At 73.5% G+C, this 15,485-nt stretch carries 12 protein-coding genes; 6 read left to right on the forward strand and 6 right to left on the reverse strand.

The window, feature by feature from the left end; genetic code table 11:
* The first annotated feature begins 109 nt into the window (after nucleotides 1-109).
* Nucleotides 110-718: a hypothetical protein gene (locus IPJ95_01805; GenBank protein ID MBK7922349.1), complete on the forward strand. Its 609-nt coding sequence runs from the start codon at nucleotides 110-112 to the stop codon at nucleotides 716-718.
* Nucleotides 719-741: 23 nt separating this feature from the next.
* On the opposite strand, the gene IPJ95_01810 is transcribed toward IPJ95_01805, so the two are convergent.
* The 5 genes from IPJ95_01810 to IPJ95_01830 all read right to left on the reverse strand — a co-directional run bounded on the left by IPJ95_01810 (nucleotide 742) and on the right by IPJ95_01830 (nucleotide 7,378).
* On the reverse strand, nucleotides 742-1,983 hold the full coding sequence (locus IPJ95_01810; protein ID MBK7922350.1) for an ABC transporter permease: 1,242 nt from the start codon (nucleotides 1,981-1,983) through the stop codon (nucleotides 742-744).
* A gap of 124 nt (nucleotides 1,984-2,107) precedes the next feature.
* Nucleotides 2,108-2,851, reverse strand: coding sequence for a Stp1/IreP family PP2C-type Ser/Thr phosphatase (locus IPJ95_01815; GenBank protein MBK7922351.1), 744 nt, complete (start codon nucleotides 2,849-2,851; stop codon nucleotides 2,108-2,110).
* Nucleotides 2,852-2,861: 10 nt separating this feature from the next.
* Nucleotides 2,862-4,388, reverse strand: a complete 1,527-nt coding sequence (locus tag IPJ95_01820; protein MBK7922352.1) for an FHA domain-containing protein — start codon at nucleotides 4,386-4,388, stop codon at nucleotides 2,862-2,864.
* A 73-nt stretch (nucleotides 4,389-4,461) separates the two neighbouring features.
* Nucleotides 4,462-6,276, reverse strand: coding sequence for an ABC transporter ATP-binding protein (locus tag IPJ95_01825; protein ID MBK7922353.1), 1,815 nt, complete (start codon nucleotides 6,274-6,276; stop codon nucleotides 4,462-4,464).
* A 4-nt stretch (nucleotides 6,277-6,280) separates the two neighbouring features.
* Entirely contained in the window at nucleotides 6,281-7,378 is a 1,098-nt protein-coding gene (locus IPJ95_01830; protein ID MBK7922354.1) for a flippase-like domain-containing protein, read from the reverse strand.
* Nucleotides 7,379-7,485: 107 nt separating this feature from the next.
* Here IPJ95_01830 and uvrA point away from each other — a divergent pair, with 107 nt between their 5' ends.
* The gene (gene uvrA / locus IPJ95_01835) at nucleotides 7,486-10,302 is read left to right on the forward strand and encodes an excinuclease ABC subunit UvrA (protein MBK7922355.1); all 2,817 of its coding nucleotides are present in this window, start codon (nucleotides 7,486-7,488) and stop codon (nucleotides 10,300-10,302) included.
* Nucleotides 10,299-11,156, forward strand: coding sequence for a DMT family transporter (locus tag IPJ95_01840; GenBank protein ID MBK7922356.1), 858 nt, complete (start codon nucleotides 10,299-10,301; stop codon nucleotides 11,154-11,156). The genes uvrA and IPJ95_01840 overlap by 4 nt, the downstream gene beginning before the upstream one ends.
* A 194-nt stretch (nucleotides 11,157-11,350) precedes the next feature.
* Here the strand turns inward: IPJ95_01840 and IPJ95_01845 are convergent, their stop codons facing one another.
* The gene (locus IPJ95_01845) at nucleotides 11,351-12,451 is read right to left on the reverse strand and encodes a 3-deoxy-7-phosphoheptulonate synthase (GenBank protein MBK7922357.1); all 1,101 of its coding nucleotides are present in this window, start codon (nucleotides 12,449-12,451) and stop codon (nucleotides 11,351-11,353) included.
* A gap of 95 nt (nucleotides 12,452-12,546) precedes the next feature.
* Between IPJ95_01845 and IPJ95_01850 the strand changes: the two genes are divergently transcribed.
* From IPJ95_01850 to IPJ95_01860, 3 genes are read left to right on the forward strand one after another with little or no spacing between them, the layout of a single operon-like run.
* A complete protein-coding gene (locus IPJ95_01850; protein ID MBK7922358.1) occupies nucleotides 12,547-13,455 on the forward strand; it encodes a formamidopyrimidine-DNA glycosylase in 909 nt (302 codons plus the stop codon).
* Entirely contained in the window at nucleotides 13,448-14,737 is a 1,290-nt protein-coding gene (locus IPJ95_01855) for an APC family permease (GenBank protein MBK7922359.1), read from the forward strand. Before IPJ95_01850 ends, IPJ95_01855 begins: the two co-directional genes overlap by 8 nt.
* Entirely contained in the window at nucleotides 14,734-15,483 is a 750-nt protein-coding gene (locus IPJ95_01860) for a DNA alkylation repair protein (protein MBK7922360.1), read from the forward strand. Before IPJ95_01855 ends, IPJ95_01860 begins: the two co-directional genes overlap by 4 nt.
* The last annotated feature ends 2 nt before the right edge of the window (nucleotides 15,484-15,485 follow it).

A 15,485-nucleotide genomic window follows, 5' to 3' on the forward strand; every position in this document is an offset into this window, starting at 1 on the left:
GGGGGGGGGGGGGGGGGGGGGGGGGGGGGGGGGGGGGGGGGGGGGGGGGGGGGGGGGGGGGGGGGGGGGGGGGGGGGGGGGGGGGGGGCCCCCCTGCGCCACCCCGCTCGTGGCCGCCGCGCTCGGGGCCGCGGGGGGCGTGGCCCTGCTCGGCGCCGCGGCCTTCGCGGCCCACCGGCTGCATCGCCGTGCCGCGCTGGCCATCCCGCTGGCCAGCAGCGGGACGCTGGAGCTCGCGGAGGAGCAGGTCCGGCAGGCGGAACTCATCCGCGCGGAGAACGAACGGGAGCAGTGGGCGCTGTGGGTGGGCTGCCTCCCCGACCATGTGCCCGCGGGGTCCCAGGTGGAGTGGAGCGCCACCGGCGAGACCCGGGCGCTCCTCACCGGGGCGGACGGGCGGGCCGCCGCCGCCCTCATCCTGCCGCACCTCAACCCCCACGGGGGCGACGCCGCCACCGTCCAGGGCGCGGTGGAGTGGCTGCAGGCCATTGGCGGCCCCGACCGCGCGCTGCACCGCTTTGCCCGCTCCCGCATGGTGCGCGCCCCGCTCGACAACATCGACCGGTCCCTGGCGACCCTCTACCCCGAGGCCCGCCTGGCGCTGGAGATGTCCCTGCACGAGGATGAGGAGTACCGTGCGCTCCGCGGGGAGCTCACGATCCTGCGCTGGGCCTGGCGGGAGGAGGAGCGGCTCGCGGCGATCGCCGACGAGCTCTAGGGCGCGGCACCTCGCCGCGCCGGCTACTCGTGCCGGATGGCATCGATCGGCGAGAGCCGCGCGGCGCGGAGGGCGGGATAGAGCCCGAACGAGAGCCCCACCACCAGCGCCGCCACCGCGCAGACCAGGACGGTGCCCCACGTGAACGCCGCATAGATCTGGGCCTCGGTCTGCTGCCGCATGAGGGCGGTGACCCCGAACGCCCCCGCCAGGCCGAGCGCCGCGCCGAGCGCGCTGCCCAGGCCGGAGATCGTCACCGATTCCGCCAGGAACTGCACCAGGATGTCGCCGCGGCTCGCGCCGACCGCCTTGCGCACGCCGATCTCCCGCGTCCGCTCGGTGACCGAGGCCAGCAGTACGTTCATGATGCCGATCCCGCCCACGATCAGCGAGATCCCGGTGATCGCCCCCATGAACAGCCGGAACAAGATCATCCCCTGCTCCACGTCCTCGAGCTGCTTCCGGTTGGATTCCACGCGGGCCAGCCGCTGCCACTGCCCCCCGAAGCGCGCCGCCAGCCACCGCTCGGCGCCCTGCTGCACCGGGGTGACGTCCTCGATGGTCCGGGCACGGAGCACCAGCGTGGGCGCCCGCGGCCGCGGCGTGGGGGCAAGCGCGTCTACCGCCCCCTGGATCGGGATGTAGGCCGCGCCAACCTGCTCCCCCTCCACCGGGGCCAGGACCCCGACGATGGTCCGGGTGCGGTCGCGAATGCGCACGGTGTCGCCCACGGCCTCCTCCGGCCGCCGGCCCGTCAGCCGGCGCGCGAGGGTGTGGCTCAGCACGATCACCGGATCGTTGCCGTCCGCCTCCGCCGGCGTGAAGTACCGCCCCGCCGCGAAGGCGAGTCCCACCTGGTCAGCCAGGCTTGGCAGGGTGGCGGCGATCCCCACCTCCTCCAGCCGGCCCCCGCCCCCGGCGATCGCCGAGCGGCCGCTCACCGTCAGGGTGGCCTGGTCGGCGCCGGGGATCGCGGCGACGATCGCCGCCGCGTCGGCGGGGGTGAAGACCGGATAGCTGTCCACGGGGAAGGTCTGGCCGTCGATCGTGACCGAGGTCTTTGCGGCCACCAGGATCGACTGCACGTCGGTGGAGCGGGCGATCTGCTCCCGGACGAAGCGTTCCATCCCATCGCCCAGGGCCAGCACCGCCACCAGCGCGGCGGCGCCGATCACCACGCCCAGCGTGGAGAGGGTGGTACGGAGCGGGTTGGCACGGAGGGTGGCAAAGCCGGCCACGATGTTGGCGGTGTTGGGTCTGGGCATGCGCAGATGACGGGCGGCACCGGGGGCATGTTTCAGAACGCGCCGTCCGACGGCTGGCCCCTGGACGCGCCGCGGGGGCGGCCGCAGTGGCCGCCCCCGGACGGGATCGCTGCGCTGGGCCGGGCTACGGCGCGGGGGCGTCGGGCTCGATGCGAATGAGGATGGCGGTGATGTTGTCGAGGCCCCCGCGGCGGTTGGCCTCGTTGATCAGGCGATCGACCCACTGCTGCGGACCGCCTTCGCCCTTGAGGATCTGGGCCAGGTATTCGTCCTCGAGCATCCCGGTGAGTCCGTCGGACGCCAGCAGCAGCACGTCCCCCGGGCGCAGGTGGCCGAAGTAGAGGTCCGGCACCACCTCGGCGTTGGCGCCGATGCAGCGGGTGATGACGTTGCTGTAGGGGTGCACCCGGGCCTGTTCCGGGGTCAGCAGGCCGAGGTCCACCTGCTCCTGGACGTAGGAGTGGTCCTTGGTGACCTGCAGGAAGTGCCCGTCGCGCAGCAGGTAGGCGCGGCTGTCGCCCACCTGGCCCAGCAGGTAGCGCTGCGGGAGCAGGATGAGCGCGGTCGTGGTGGTGCCCATGCCGCGCTTGTCGTGCTCGGTGAGGGTGCGGTCGAAGATGGCCGCGTTGGCCTCGATGATCGCGTGCCGCATCCGCTCGCCGGCCTGGTCGTCGTTGAGGCCGCGCAGGCTGCCCAGCTCGCGGGAGATGATCCGTACGGCCATCTCGCTGGCCACCTCGCCCGCGGCGTGGCCGCCCATGCCGTCGGCCACGATGAACACGCCGCGGTCGGCGAGCATCAGGTAATTGTCTTCGTTGCCGGAGCGAACGACACCGGTATCGGTCCGGGCAGCGCAGGAGAAACGCACGGCGGCTCGCTTACCTGGTGAGCAGGACGGCGGCGACGATGCCGAGAATGACCACCAGGACCAGCGGCACCACCCACTTGGGCATGCCGCGGCTCGGGGGCGACGACGAGACGATCACCGGCGGCCGCCGCGCGCCGGACTGCTTGAGCCCGAGCTCCTGCTGCGGTACCGGGGCGGCCGGGACCGGCGTCGGGCGCTTCTCGGCCACCGGGGGAGCCACGACCGGGGCCGGCGGCGCGGGCGGCGGGACCGGGGCCGGGGCCGGGGCCGGGGCCGGGGCCGGGGCCGGGGCGGGCGGCGGGGTGGGCGCGGCGGCGGCGGGCGCGGGCGACGACGGCTTCATCGCGCCCATCACCTTGGTCCCCGACCCGCCGCTCATGCTCAGGTGATCGTCGGTGGGCTCGAACAGCACCGAGATCTCGCCGAAGCGGACCACCGAGCCGGGTCCCAAGGCGGCCTCGCCGGCCACCCGCTCGCCATCCACCCAGGTGCCGTTGGTGGATTCGTTGTCGACCAGGATCCACACGCCCTCGCGCCGCTGCAGCTTGGCATGCGACCCGCTGACGCTGTCGTCGGGGATGACCAGATCGTTGTACTCCGCCCGCCCGATGTTCACCACCGGGACCCGCACCTGCAGGCGCTGGCCCTTCAGCGACCCGCTCCGGATCACGAATGCCGCCATGGCGCCACTGCTCCCGGAGGGGCGCACCGCCGGGGCCGGGGGCGCCTTGGGCGCCGCGGGCGGGGGCTGCGGCGGCGTGACCGGCATGCCGTGCATGGTGTGGGAGAGCCGCTCGACGGCGCCCGCGGGCGCCGGGACGATCGGCAGGGAGGGCGCGGGCACCGGCGAGGCGGCCGGGGCCGCGACCGCGGCCGGTTCGGGGGCGCGATCGGCGTAGAAGCGGAACTCGTGGTCGCCGATGCGCAGCACGTCCGCCCGGGCCAGCACCCGCTGGGCCTCGATCCGCTCGCCATTGACGAAGCTGCCGTTGGTGCTGGAGTCGACCAGCACGTAGCCCTGCGGTGACTGGAAGATCTCGGCGTGGCGCCGGGAGACGTCCTTGTTCGGCACCACGATGTCGCAGCCCGCCTCGCGGCCGATCACCAGCGGCGCCGTGCCGATGGTGTACTCGCGGCCATCCGTCAGGCACACCAGCCGGCCGCCGGTGGCGGCGGTGGGGGTCTTGGGCCCGCCCGCCTTGGCCGTCGCGGCCACCATCCGGGCCACGTCGCTGGCGCTCACGAACTGGGTGCTGCCGCTGCGGCGCGGGTCGTGGACCAGCAATTCGTGGAGGCCCACCTGCACCTTGTCGCCGTGGAGCACCGGCGCCGGTTCGGCGCCGAGCTTCACGCCGTTGATGAGCACGTCATGCTCGCCGACCCGGCGCACGATGACCGAGCCATCGGCGCCGCCGGTCACCACCGCATGGGCCGCCGCGACCCCTGTCAGCTTGAGCCCGCAGGAGGGGTCCGCGCCGATGACCAGTTCCCCCACCGGGATGGGAGTGCGCTGCCCGCCGACTTCCAGTTCCATCATCAGCCCGACCCTCGTCTGAAGCGGAGATTGCCAAACGTACCCGGAGCCCCACAACCCCGCAAGCGATACGGGCTTACGCGCTCAGGGGGGGCTGGACTTCCTGCCCCTGAAGTTGCAGGCGATAGAGCCGCTCGTACAGCCCACCCTGCGCCAGGAGCGCACGGTGCGTGCCGCGCTCCCGGATCTCGCCATGGTGCATCACCAGGATCTCGTCGGCGTGGAGGATGGTGCTCAGCCGGTGGGCCACCACCAGGCTGGTGCGCCCCACCATCAGCTCCGTCACCGCCCGCTGGATCTGGGCCTCCGCCTCGGCGTCGACCGAGCTGGTGGCCTCGTCCAGCACCAGGATCCGGGGGTCCTGGGCCAGCGCCCGGGCAAAGGACAGCAGCTGCCGCTCCCCCACGCTCAGGCTCCGGCCCCGCTCCCCCAGGACGTGCCCGTACCCGGAGGGTAGACGCTCGATGAAGCGCGAGGCTCCCACTCGCTCCGCCGCCTGGCGCGCCGCCGCCGGCCCCCGCCCGCTGTCCAGCACCAGGTTGCGCTCGATATCCCCGGTAAAAAGGAAAAGGTCCTGCTGCACGAACCCGATCAGCCCCCGCACGGTGGCCAGGTCCAGTTCCCGGAGGTCCACCCCGTCGATCGTGATGCGCCCCCGCTCCGGGTCGTAGTACCGGAGCAGCAGGCTCAGGATCGTGGTCTTGCCCGCCCCGGTATGCCCCACCAGCGCCAGGGTCTGGCCCGGGCGGGCGGTGAACGAGACGTCGCGCAGCACCCAGCCCTCGTCCGCCCCGGGAGCGCCGGCGCGGTAGCGGAACCAGACGTGCTCGAAGGCCACCTGGCCCCGGACCGGCTGCGCCAGTGCCCGGGGCGCGGCCGGCGAACGGACCTCGGGGGTGGTGTCGAGCAGCTGGAAGATCCGCTCCGACGACGCCATCGCGCTCTGCAGCAGGTTGTACTTCTCCGAGAGATCCTGCAGCGGCTGGAAGAACCGCCGGGTGAGCTGGATGAAGGCGGCCAGCACCCCCACGGTGAGGGTGCCGCCCAGCACCCGCAGCCCGCCGTACCACAGCAGCAGCGCCAGCGCCACGCTGGTGAGGAACTCCACCACCGGGAAGAAGATCGCGTAGACCGTGATGGAGCGCAGGTGCGCCTGGAGGTGGTCCCGGTTGACCGCGGCGAACGCGGCGGCCTCCGCCTGCTCCCGCCCGAACAGCTGCACCACCCGGAGCCCCGAGAGGTGCTCCTGCAGGAACGCGTTGAGCCGGGCCACCCGGGCCCGGATGTCCCGGAAGCTGGAGCGGACGTGGCGCCGGAACGTCACCGCCGAGAGGTACATCACCGGCATCACCGCGAACGCCACCAGGGCCAGCCGCCAGTCGGTCAGCAGCATCATGCCCGTGATGGCGGCCAGGGTGAACACGTCCCCGAACACGGTGACCACGCCGGACGAGAAGAGCTCATTGAGGGTTTCGACGTCCGAGGTGACCCGGGTCATCAGGCGTCCCACCGGGTGCCGGTCGAAGTACGACACCGACAGCCGCTGCAGGTGGCTGAAGACCTGGAGCCGGAGGTCCCCCATCACCCGCTGGCCCATCCACGCCGTGAGGTAGGCCTGGGCGTAGTCGAGCACGAACTCGAGCACCAGCGCGCCCAGGAAGAGCAGCGCCAGGGTGCGCAGCAGGGCGTCATCGCGGGCGGGCACCGCCACGTCGAGGGCCCGCTGGGTGAGCAGCGGCCCCACCAGCGTGAGCCCCGCGGTGGCGAGCAGCAGGAGCACGGCGAGCAGGGCCAGCCATCGGTACGGGGCGATGTACTGCAGCAGCCGCCGCATCAGCGCGGCGTCGTAGCGGCGCTCGTCGGGTTCGGCGTGCGGATCGGCGTCGGCCATGGGCTCAGCGCGCCGGGGCCGCCTCGGGGGCGGCCTCGTCCTCGTCGATGCCGCGGCCCGCCTTGAAGCGGCCATGCACCCAGCGGGAGAAGACCACGAACCCGAAGGCCAGCGTGAAGTACGACAGGATCGCGCGCCAGATCAGGGTGTACAGCGGCGACAGCTCCTTCGGGATGTACGCCGACGACATCACCGCGCTCGAGAGCAGCTCGGCGATGCCCGAGGCCCCCGGGGTCGGCGCAAAGTACAGCAGGAAGGTGATCAGGGTCTGCACCAGCAGCACGTCCACGAAGTGCGCCTCGATGCCCACCGCCCGGAGCGCCACGTAGCCGGCCAGCAGCTTGTTGGCGTGGGAGGGCCCCGAGAGGATGGTGGCCCACAGGAGCGCCAGCCAGCCCCGCGCGCTGTTGAACGCCAGCACGCTCTGGTGCGCCTCGTCGATGCTCCGCCGCAGCCCCTCGATCCGGTCGGCCACCCGCTGGCTCCGGCGGGAGAGCCGGGTGGCCACCCGGTGGAGCCCCGCCCGGGCCAGGCCGGGGAAGACGATCACCGCGATCAGCACCACCCCGATGCCCACGAACAGGCCCAGGCTGCCGAGGAAGAGGTCGTACAGCGTGAGGCCCAGGACGTCGCCGTGGTTCCCGAGCGAGCGGCCCGCCCCGAGCACGATGGCGAGCGGTCCCGCGAGGGCAAAGAAGAGCACCGTCGCGATGAACGACATGAGCGTGGTGGTCACCGCCAGCGGCAGCGGGATGCCGGCCCGCCGCATGGCGTAGATGGTCATCGGCCCCGCGCCGGAGTTGAACGGGGTGAGGTACGCCGCCCACGCCCCCATCCCCCCGGAGAGGATCATCCCGCCCATGGGCGGGTTGGGGTGCACCAGCCGCACCAGCACCCAGTTGCGCAGCCCCCCGCCGAACCAGTCCATGGAGGCCAGGCCGAGCCCCACCAGGATCCAGCCCCAGTGGATGTGCCCCAGCGCCTGGACGAACGCCTCGAGGTTGTTCCCGTACAGGAGAACCCCGGCGTAGCCCAGGACGGAGATGCCGATGAAGATGAGGAACCCGCGGAGCAGGAGCCGCGGGCTGAGCACGGATGCCATGTGCCCCGAATCTAATGCCCCCGGCGGGGGCGCAGTACCAACCAGGCCGGCGGGCGCACCCGCCGGCCCTGTGTAGTCCGTCCCCCCGCTCTTACCTTTCCCGGGCTATGTCCCAGTCGGTCCTCCGCATCGTCAATGCCCGCCAGCACAACCTCCGGGGCGTGACGGTCGACCTCCCGCGCCGCGCCCTGATCGTCATCACCGGCCCCTCGGGCTCGGGGAAGAGCTCCCTGGCCTTCGACACCCTCTACGCCGAGGGCCAGCGGCGCTACATCGAGTCGCTCTCCACCTACGCCAAGCAGTTCCTGGAGCGGATGCCCAAGCCGCTGGTGGACCGGCTCGAGGGGCTGGCGCCGGCCGTGGCCATCGAGCAGCGCAATCCCGCCGTCTCCAGCCGCTCCACCGTCGGCACCGCCACCGAGGTGTACGACTACCTCCGCCTGCTCTTTGCCCGGATCGGGCGGCCGCAGTGCCGCGCCTGCGGCTTCCCGGTGCGGAAGGACACCGCGCAGTCCGCGGCGACGGAGCTCTGGAGCCTCCCCGGCGCGCGGAAGCTCCAGCTCACCTTCCCGCTCCCGCCGGCGGCCCGCCAGCATCATGCCGCCATCGTGGAGAACCTCGGCGCCCTCGGCTTCGTGCGGGTGCTCGCCGACGGCACGCCCCATCACCTGGAGGAGCTGCCCGCCGGCCTCGACCTCGCCGCGACCACCGAGCTGCTGGTGGTGGTGGACCGCCTGGCCCTCGAGCCCGCCGAGCGCCGTGCCGCCGAGCCGCCCAGTCGCTTCATGGAAGCGCTCGGCACCGCCTTCCAGGAGGGCGAGGGGATCGCCATCGTGCTCCACGACGACGGCCGCCTCCGCTTCACCGAGCGCCCCGCCTGCAGCCGCTGCGACACCCCGGCGACGAGCGTCACCCCGGCGCTGTTCTCCTTCAACAACCCCCGAGGCGCCTGCCAGGGCTGCAACGGCTTCGGCGCCGTGCTCGAGTACGACGAGTCGCTCATCGTCCCCGACCCCGCCCGGAGCCTGGCCGCCGGCGCGCTCGACCCGTGGACCAAGCCGCGCTACGAAACCCGCCGCCGCATGCTCGCCACCGCGGCCCGTGCCCTCGGCGTTTCCACCGACACCCCCTGGCGGGACCTCCCCGCCACGGCGCGGCGCGAGCTGCTGCACGGCAAGGTGGGGCGCTACCTCGGGATGTTCCCGTTCCTCAAGGGCCTCGAGGAGAAGCGCTACAAGCAGTACATCCGGGTCTTCCTGCGGCAGTACCAGCTGGCCCGCACCTGTCCCGCCTGCGGCGGCGGCCGCCTCAACGCCGACGCGCTGGCCGTCCGGGTGGGCGGGGAGCCGATCGCCGCCGTCGCGGCGCGCTCGGTCGACGACCTCGCGGGCTGGCTCGCGGGCCTCGACCTCACCGACTGGGAACGCCAGGTGGCCCAGCTCATCCTCGATGAACTCGGCCGCCGGGTCACCTTCCTCACGGACGTGGGGCTCGGGTACCTGACGCTGGACCGGCTCACCCGCACCCTCTCCGGCGGCGAGGCCCAGCGGATCGCGCTCGCCAACGCGCTGGGCTCCAACCTGGTGGACGCGCTGTACGTCCTCGACGAGCCGAGCATCGGGCTGCATCCGCGGGACATCGACCGCCTGCTCCGGCTCCTCGGCCGGCTCCGCGACCAGGGCAACACCGTGATCGTGGTGGAGCACGACCCCGCCGCCATGCGCCAGGCCGACTTCATGCTCGAACTCGGCCCCGGCGCCGGCGAGCACGGGGGCCAGGTGGTGTACGCCGGCCCCATGCACGACGGCATCCCCTCCCTCACGGGCGACTACCTCTCCGGCAAGAAGCGGATCGGCGTCCCGAGCGCGCGCCGGGCACTCGGCCCGTGGCTCCGGATCGAGGGCGCCTCGCTGCACAACCTCCGCGACGTCTCGGCCCAGATCCCCCTCGGCGCGCTGACCGCGGTCACCGGCGTCTCCGGCTCCGGCAAGAGCACCCTGGTCCACGACATCCTCTACCGCCAGCTCGAGACCCGGCTCCGGGGAGAACACTCCGCCAAGGAGCACCTCGGCGAGGCGGTCGGGAGCGCCCGCGCGCTCACGGGGGCGGAGCACCTCGAGGACGTGCTGCTGATCGACCAGTCGCCGATCGGCCGCACCCCGCGCTCCAACCCGGTGACCTACATCAAGGCCTTCGACGAGATCCGCGAGCTCTTCGCCGCCCAGCCGGAGGCGCGCCGCCACAAGCTCGGGGCGGCCGCCTTCTCGTTCAACCTGGCGGGCGGCCGCTGCGAGACCTGCGAGGGCGCCGGCGCGGTGCTGGTGGAGATGGTCTTCATGGCGGACGTCTACGTCCCCTGCGAGACCTGCGGTGGCAGCCGCTACCGGCGCGAGGTCCTCGACGTGAAGATCCAGGGCCAGTCGATCGCCGACGTGCTCACCTACACCGTGGACGAAGCCATCCGCCGCTTCCGCCACCAGGCCAGGCTGGGCCAGGCGCTCTGGCACCTGCAGCAGGTGGGCCTCGGCTACCTCCGCCTGGGCCAGCCCGCCACCACGCTGTCGGGCGGCGAGGCCCAGCGACTCAAGATCGCGCGGGAGCTCGCCGCCTCGGGCCGGCGCACCGGCCGCAAGCTGTACCTGCTCGATGAGCCCACCACCGGCCTCCATCTCGATGACGTGCGGGTGCTGATCCAGGTGCTCGACCGGCTGGTGGACCAGGGCCACACGGTGGTGGTCATCGAGCACCACCTCGACGTCATCAAGCGCGCGGACTGGATCATCGACATGGGCCCCGGGGCGGGCCCCGGGGGCGGGACGGTGGTGGCCCAGGGCACACCCGAGCAGGTGGCCACCGTGGCGGCCTCCCACACGGGACGCTACCTGCGTGAGGTCCTGGCCGACGCGGTCCCGGCCGGCGCATGACCCGCCGCCAGGCGGTGCTCGCGCTGTGGGCCACCTGCCTGATCTGGGGCGCCGCCTTCCCGCTGGTCAAGCTGGCCCTGCGCGACGCCACCCCGATGGCCTTCACCGCGGCCCGCTTCCTGGTGGCCACGGTGCTCATCGCACCTGCGCTCCGCGGGACCACCCGCGACGAATGGCGCGCCGGCGCCGTGCTCGGGCTCCTGCTGGCCCTCGGTTTCGCCACCCAGACCATCGGGCTGCAGTGGACCACGCCCAGCCGCTCCGGCTTCCTCACCTCCCTCTACATCCCGTTCACCCCGCTGGTGGTGCTGGTGGCCTACCGCACACTCCCGGAACGGATCGCCACCGCCGGGCTGGCCCTCGCGGTGGCGGGGCTGGTGCTGCTCACCCGCCCCGGCGACCTCGCCGCCGGCTTCAACCGCGGCGACCTGCTCTCGGTGTGCTGCGCCCTCTGCTTCGCGCTGCACATGGTGGTCACGGGGCACTACGCCACCCGCCACCGCGTGGAGCGCCTGATGATGGCGCAGATCGTGGTGGCCGGCCTCTGCACCACGGCCGCCACGCCCCTCCTGGAGCGGCCGGCGATCCACTGGACCCCGCTCCTCGTGGCGCTGATCGCCTATGAGGCGGTGTTCGCCAGCGTCCTCGCCATCCGTCTCCAGCTGGCGGCCCAGCAGGTGGTGGCTCCCACCTACGCCGCGCTCGTCTACACGCTGGAGCCGGTGATCGCGGCGCTTGCGAGCTTCCTGCTCACCGGCGACCGGCTGAGCCCGGTCCAGTGGCTCGGCGGCGCCTGCATCGTGACCGGAAGCCTCCTGCCGGAGATTCGTCGCCGCACCTTCGCCCGACCTTGACGCCTCGGCCTGCTTCGAGGCCTGGGCCTGGCGCCTCGACGGGCGGGCCTGCGCCCCGCCCGCCGCGGGGGCCACCCTGCCCCAGGAGAGCAGCCTGGCGCTGGGCCTGCCAGGCCGCTCGGTGACCCCAAGTGAAGCACGGCGGGGCAGATCCAGTGATCCGCCCCGCCGTGTGTCCTGCGCCCCGTCCGCCCTCAGCTCCCGGTGGCCCGCCTCGGGCTCGGGGTGGCCGCGCGCAGGCGGGCGTCGGCGGCCCGCAGCAGGCTCTCGGTGCGCTCCCACCCGATGCACGCATCGGTGATGGACACCCCGTAGGCCAGCCCCCCGGGGCCGGCGCCGAGCCGCTGGCTGCCCGCGTGCAGGTGACTCTCGAGCATCGCGCCCATGAGGTGCGGGCTGCCACCGGCCAGCTGGGCCACCACGTTCTCGAACACCACCGGCTGGCGGTCGTGGTCCTTGCTCGAGTTGCCGTGGCTGCAGTCCACCATCACCCGCGCGGGCAGCCCGCGCGCCGCGCACAGCGCCGACGCCTCCGCCACCGAGGTGGGGTCGTAGTTGGTCCGGCCGCCGCCGCCGCGCAGCACCAGGTGGCGCTCCGGATTGCCGGTGGTGTGGACGATCGCGCCGCGGCCGTCGTCGTCCATGCCCAGGAAGGTGTGGGGGGTCCCGGCCGCCTGCATCGCGTCGAGCGCCACCTGCAGGTTGCCGTCCGTGGTGTTCTTGAAGCCGACGGGCATGGAGAGGCCGCTCGCCATCTCGCGGTGGGTCTGGGATTCGGCGGTCCGGGCGCCGATGGCCGTCCAGCAGACCAGGTCGGCGATGTACTGCGGCACCACCGGGCCGAGCAGCTCGGTGGCGGCGGGGAGCCCGAGCGCGTTGATGTCGAGCAGCAGCCGGCGGGCCGTCCGGAGCCCCAGCATCATGTCGCGCGTGCCGTCGAGGTGCGGATCGTTGATCAGTCCCTTCCACCCCACGGTGGTGCGCGGCTTCTCGAAATACACCCGCATCACCAGCTCGAGCGTGCCGGCCACCTCGCGGCGGAGCGCTGCCAGCCGCCCGGCGTACTCCAGGGCCGCCACCGGGTCGTGGATGGAGCAGGGCCCCACGACCACCAGGAGCCGACGGTCCTGCCCCGCCAGGATCCGGCCCACCGCCCGCCGCCCTTCGAGCACCGTGGTGGCCACCCCCCGGGTGATCGGCAGCTCCGCCAGCAGCGCGCGCGGCGCCACCAGCGGCTCGAACCGGGTGACGTGCAGGTTGCTCGTTTCGGGGACGATCGGCTTCAGCGACGACATCGCGGCTCCGGGGCCTCTCGCGCAGGGGGCATAAAGATGCAGTCCGGTGTGTGGTCGCGCCAGAGCGCGGGGCGCCCTACCTTGTCCTGACCCTCATGCCCGAACTGCCCGACATCCGCCTCTATCTCGCCGCCCTCGAGCCCCGGCTGGTGGGTCACCCGCTGGAGCGCATCCGCCTGGCGAGTCCCTTCCTGCTGCGGAGCGTCGAGCCCCCCCTCACCGCCGCCCACGGCCGCACCGTCACGGCCGTGGGCCGCCTCGGGAAGCGCATCGTGATCTCCCTCGACCACGACCTCCACCTGGTGCTGCACCTCATGATCGCCGGCCGCCTCCGCTGGCTCGCGCCCGGCGCCAAGCCCCCGGGGCGCATCGGCCTGGCCTGCTTCGATCTTCCGGCGGGAACGCTCGCCCTGACCGAGGCCGGCTCCACCCGGCGCGCCTCCCTGCACCTCGCGGCGGGCGCGGCGGCCCTCGCCGCCTTCGATCGTGGCGGGCTCGACGTGGAGCGCGCCACCCCGGACGCCTTCGCGGCCCGGCTCCGGGCGGAGAACCACACCCTCAAGCGCAGCCTCACCGACCCGACCATCTTCGACGGGATCGGCAACGCCTACTCCGACGAGATCCTGCACCGGGCCCGGCTCTCCCCGCTGCGCCTGACCCGCCAGCTCCACGACGACGAGTGCGCCCGGCTCCACCAGGCCTGCCGGGAGGTGCTGGCGGGCTGGACCGAGCGCCTCCTCCGCGAGGCCGGGGACCGCTTTCCCGGCAAGGTCACCGCCTTCCGGGAAGGGATGGCGGCGCACGGACGCTACGGCCTGCCCTGCCCCGCGTGCGGCAGCCCCATCCAGCGGATCCGCTACGCCGAGCACGAGACCAACTACTGCCCCACCTGCCAGACCGAGGGCCGCCTGCTCGCCGACCGCGGCCTGAGCCGGCTGCTGCGGGAGGACTGGCCGCGCACGCTGGTGGAACTCGAGGAACGCCGGAGGGGTGACCATGGCTGACGGACTGGTGCGCGCCCTCGGGCGCTGGAGCCTGGCGGCCCTGGTGCTCAACGGGGTGATCGGCAGCAGCGTCTTCGGCCTCCCCTCCGTCATGGCGGACCGTCTTGGCACCGCCAGCCCGTGGGCCTGGGTCATCGCGGCGCTCGGCATCGCCGTCATCGTGGCCTGCTTCGCCGAGCTCGCCTCGCGCTTCGGGGAGGCGGGCGGACCTTATCTGTACGCGCGGGTGGCCTTCGGGCGCTTCGCGGGGATCCAGATGGGCTGGATGATGTACCTGGTCCGGCTCACCGCCGCCGCCACCAACGCCAACCTGTTCGTCATCTACCTCGGCGAGTTCTGGCCCGCCGCCGCGGGCGCGGGCGCCGGCGCAGCGGTGCTGTTCGCCATCCTGGGCCCCCTGGCCCTGGTGAACTGTCGCGGTGTGGCGCCCGGGGCCCGGGTGAGCGCCGTGGCCATGATCGCCAAGCTGCTCCCGCTCGCGCTCTTCCTGGCCGTCGGCCTCCCCGCCGTGCTCGCGGCGCCGCCGCTGGCCCCGCCGGTGCCCGCGCCCGGCCGGACCTGGCTGGACGCCATCCTGCTGCTCGTCTTCGCCTACGGCGGCTTCGAGGCCGCGCTCATCCCCCTCGGCGAGGCCCGCGACCCCCGCCGCGACGCCCCCTTTGCCCTCGCCCTGACCCTGGCCACCTGCGCCCTGCTCTACGGCAGCGTGCAATTGGTGGTCGTCACGGTCCTGCCCGATGCCGGCACGGCACTCCGGCCGCTGGCGGCCGCGGGCGGCGTGCTGCTGGGTCCCTGGGGCGCCGTCCTCATGGCGCTCGCGGCACTGGTGTCCGTCTACGGGTACCTCGCCGGGGCCATGGTCAACGTCCCGCGCCTCAGCTACGCGATGGCCGTCGCCGGCGACCTCCCACCGCTGCTCGGCCGGGTGCACCCGCGGTTCCAGACCCCGTGGATCTCCGTGCTCGCCTACGCCACCCTGGTCTGGCTGCTCGCCGTCTCGGGCAGCTTTCTGCAGAACCTCACGCTTTCGGCGGTCTCGCGGCTGTTCACCTACGGGCTGACCTGCGCGGCCCTGATCGCCTGCCGGCGGAAGGAGGCCCGCGGCGAGGCGATGCCGGCGGCCGGCCTCCGGCTCCCCGGCGGCGAGTGGTGGGCGGTGGCGGGCATCGGCTGCACGGCGCTCCTCGCCACCCGGATGGCGCGCCAGGAACTGCTGGTGCTGGCCGCCACCGCGCTCCTGGCCACGCTCAACTGGGCCTGGGCCCGGCGCCGCACGGCGTGAAGCGCAGCGCCTTTGCCCGGACGCTGCGCGCCAGGCTGGTGGCGCGCGCCAGCCCCACGGTGCGCGCCGGGGCCGAGCGGTACTTCAAGCACCAGGTGCGGTTCCTCGGCGTGACGACCCCGGGCATGCGGGAGGTGACCCGGGAGCTGTGGCCCGCCCTGCGGGGGCTCGGCCCCGACCGGGCCCGCACCGAGGCGCTGGCCCTGCTTCACGCGGGAACCATGGAAGAACGCCAGGCCGGGGTGGAGTTCCTCTGGCGCCTGCGGCGTGACCTTCCGGGAGGCTGGCTGCAGAACTTTGCCCCGCTGTTCGACGCGACGGTCTCCGACTGGGCCCTCTGCGACGCCATCGCGAGCCGGGTCCTTCGGCCCGCCCTCCAGGCCGACCCGGGCACCGCCGTCCTGCTGCGCTCCTGGAGCCGCAGCCGCAATCCCTGGCGCCAGCGCGTGGCGGCGGTGGCGTTCGTCAACGAGGCGCGGCACGGCGAGCACACCACCACGATCCTGGCCGTATGTGCGCGGATCGTCGGCACCGACTTCCGCTTCACCCAGCTGGGCCTCGGATGGCTGCTGCGGGAGCTCTACCTCGCTGATGCCCCAGCCACCCTGACCTTCATCCGGGGCCACCTCCCGCAGCTCTCCCGCGAGGCGCTCCGCTACGCCACTGAGAAAATGCCGGCCCGGCTCGCGTCTAGGCTCCTCAGAGAGCACGCAGCCGTGGCAATCCTGGCGCGGGCGCGGCGCTGACC

It is taken from the genome of Gemmatimonadota bacterium, assembly GCA_016713785.1.
GTDB lineage: Bacteria > Gemmatimonadota > Gemmatimonadetes > Gemmatimonadales > GWC2-71-9 > JADJOM01.

Coding starts and splice junctions, on each gene's coding strand:
- IPJ95_01810 (MBK7922350.1), bottom strand. CDS start 1,983: ATGCCCAGACCCAACACCGCCAACATCGTGGCCGGCTTTGCCACCCTC.
- IPJ95_01820 (MBK7922352.1), bottom strand. CDS start 4,388: ATGATGGAACTGGAAGTCGGCGGGCAGCGCACTCCCATCCCGGTGGGG.
- IPJ95_01825 (MBK7922353.1), bottom strand. CDS start 6,276: ATGGCCGACGCCGATCCGCACGCCGAACCCGACGAGCGCCGCTACGAC.
- IPJ95_01830 (MBK7922354.1), bottom strand. CDS start 7,378: ATGGCATCCGTGCTCAGCCCGCGGCTCCTGCTCCGCGGGTTCCTCATC.
- uvrA (MBK7922355.1), top strand. CDS start 7,486: ATGTCCCAGTCGGTCCTCCGCATCGTCAATGCCCGCCAGCACAACCTC.
- IPJ95_01840 (MBK7922356.1), top strand. CDS start 10,299: ATGACCCGCCGCCAGGCGGTGCTCGCGCTGTGGGCCACCTGCCTGATC.
- IPJ95_01845 (MBK7922357.1), bottom strand. CDS start 12,451: ATGTCGTCGCTGAAGCCGATCGTCCCCGAAACGAGCAACCTGCACGTC.
- IPJ95_01850 (MBK7922358.1), top strand. CDS start 12,547: ATGCCCGAACTGCCCGACATCCGCCTCTATCTCGCCGCCCTCGAGCCC.
- IPJ95_01855 (MBK7922359.1), top strand. CDS start 13,448: ATGGCTGACGGACTGGTGCGCGCCCTCGGGCGCTGGAGCCTGGCGGCC.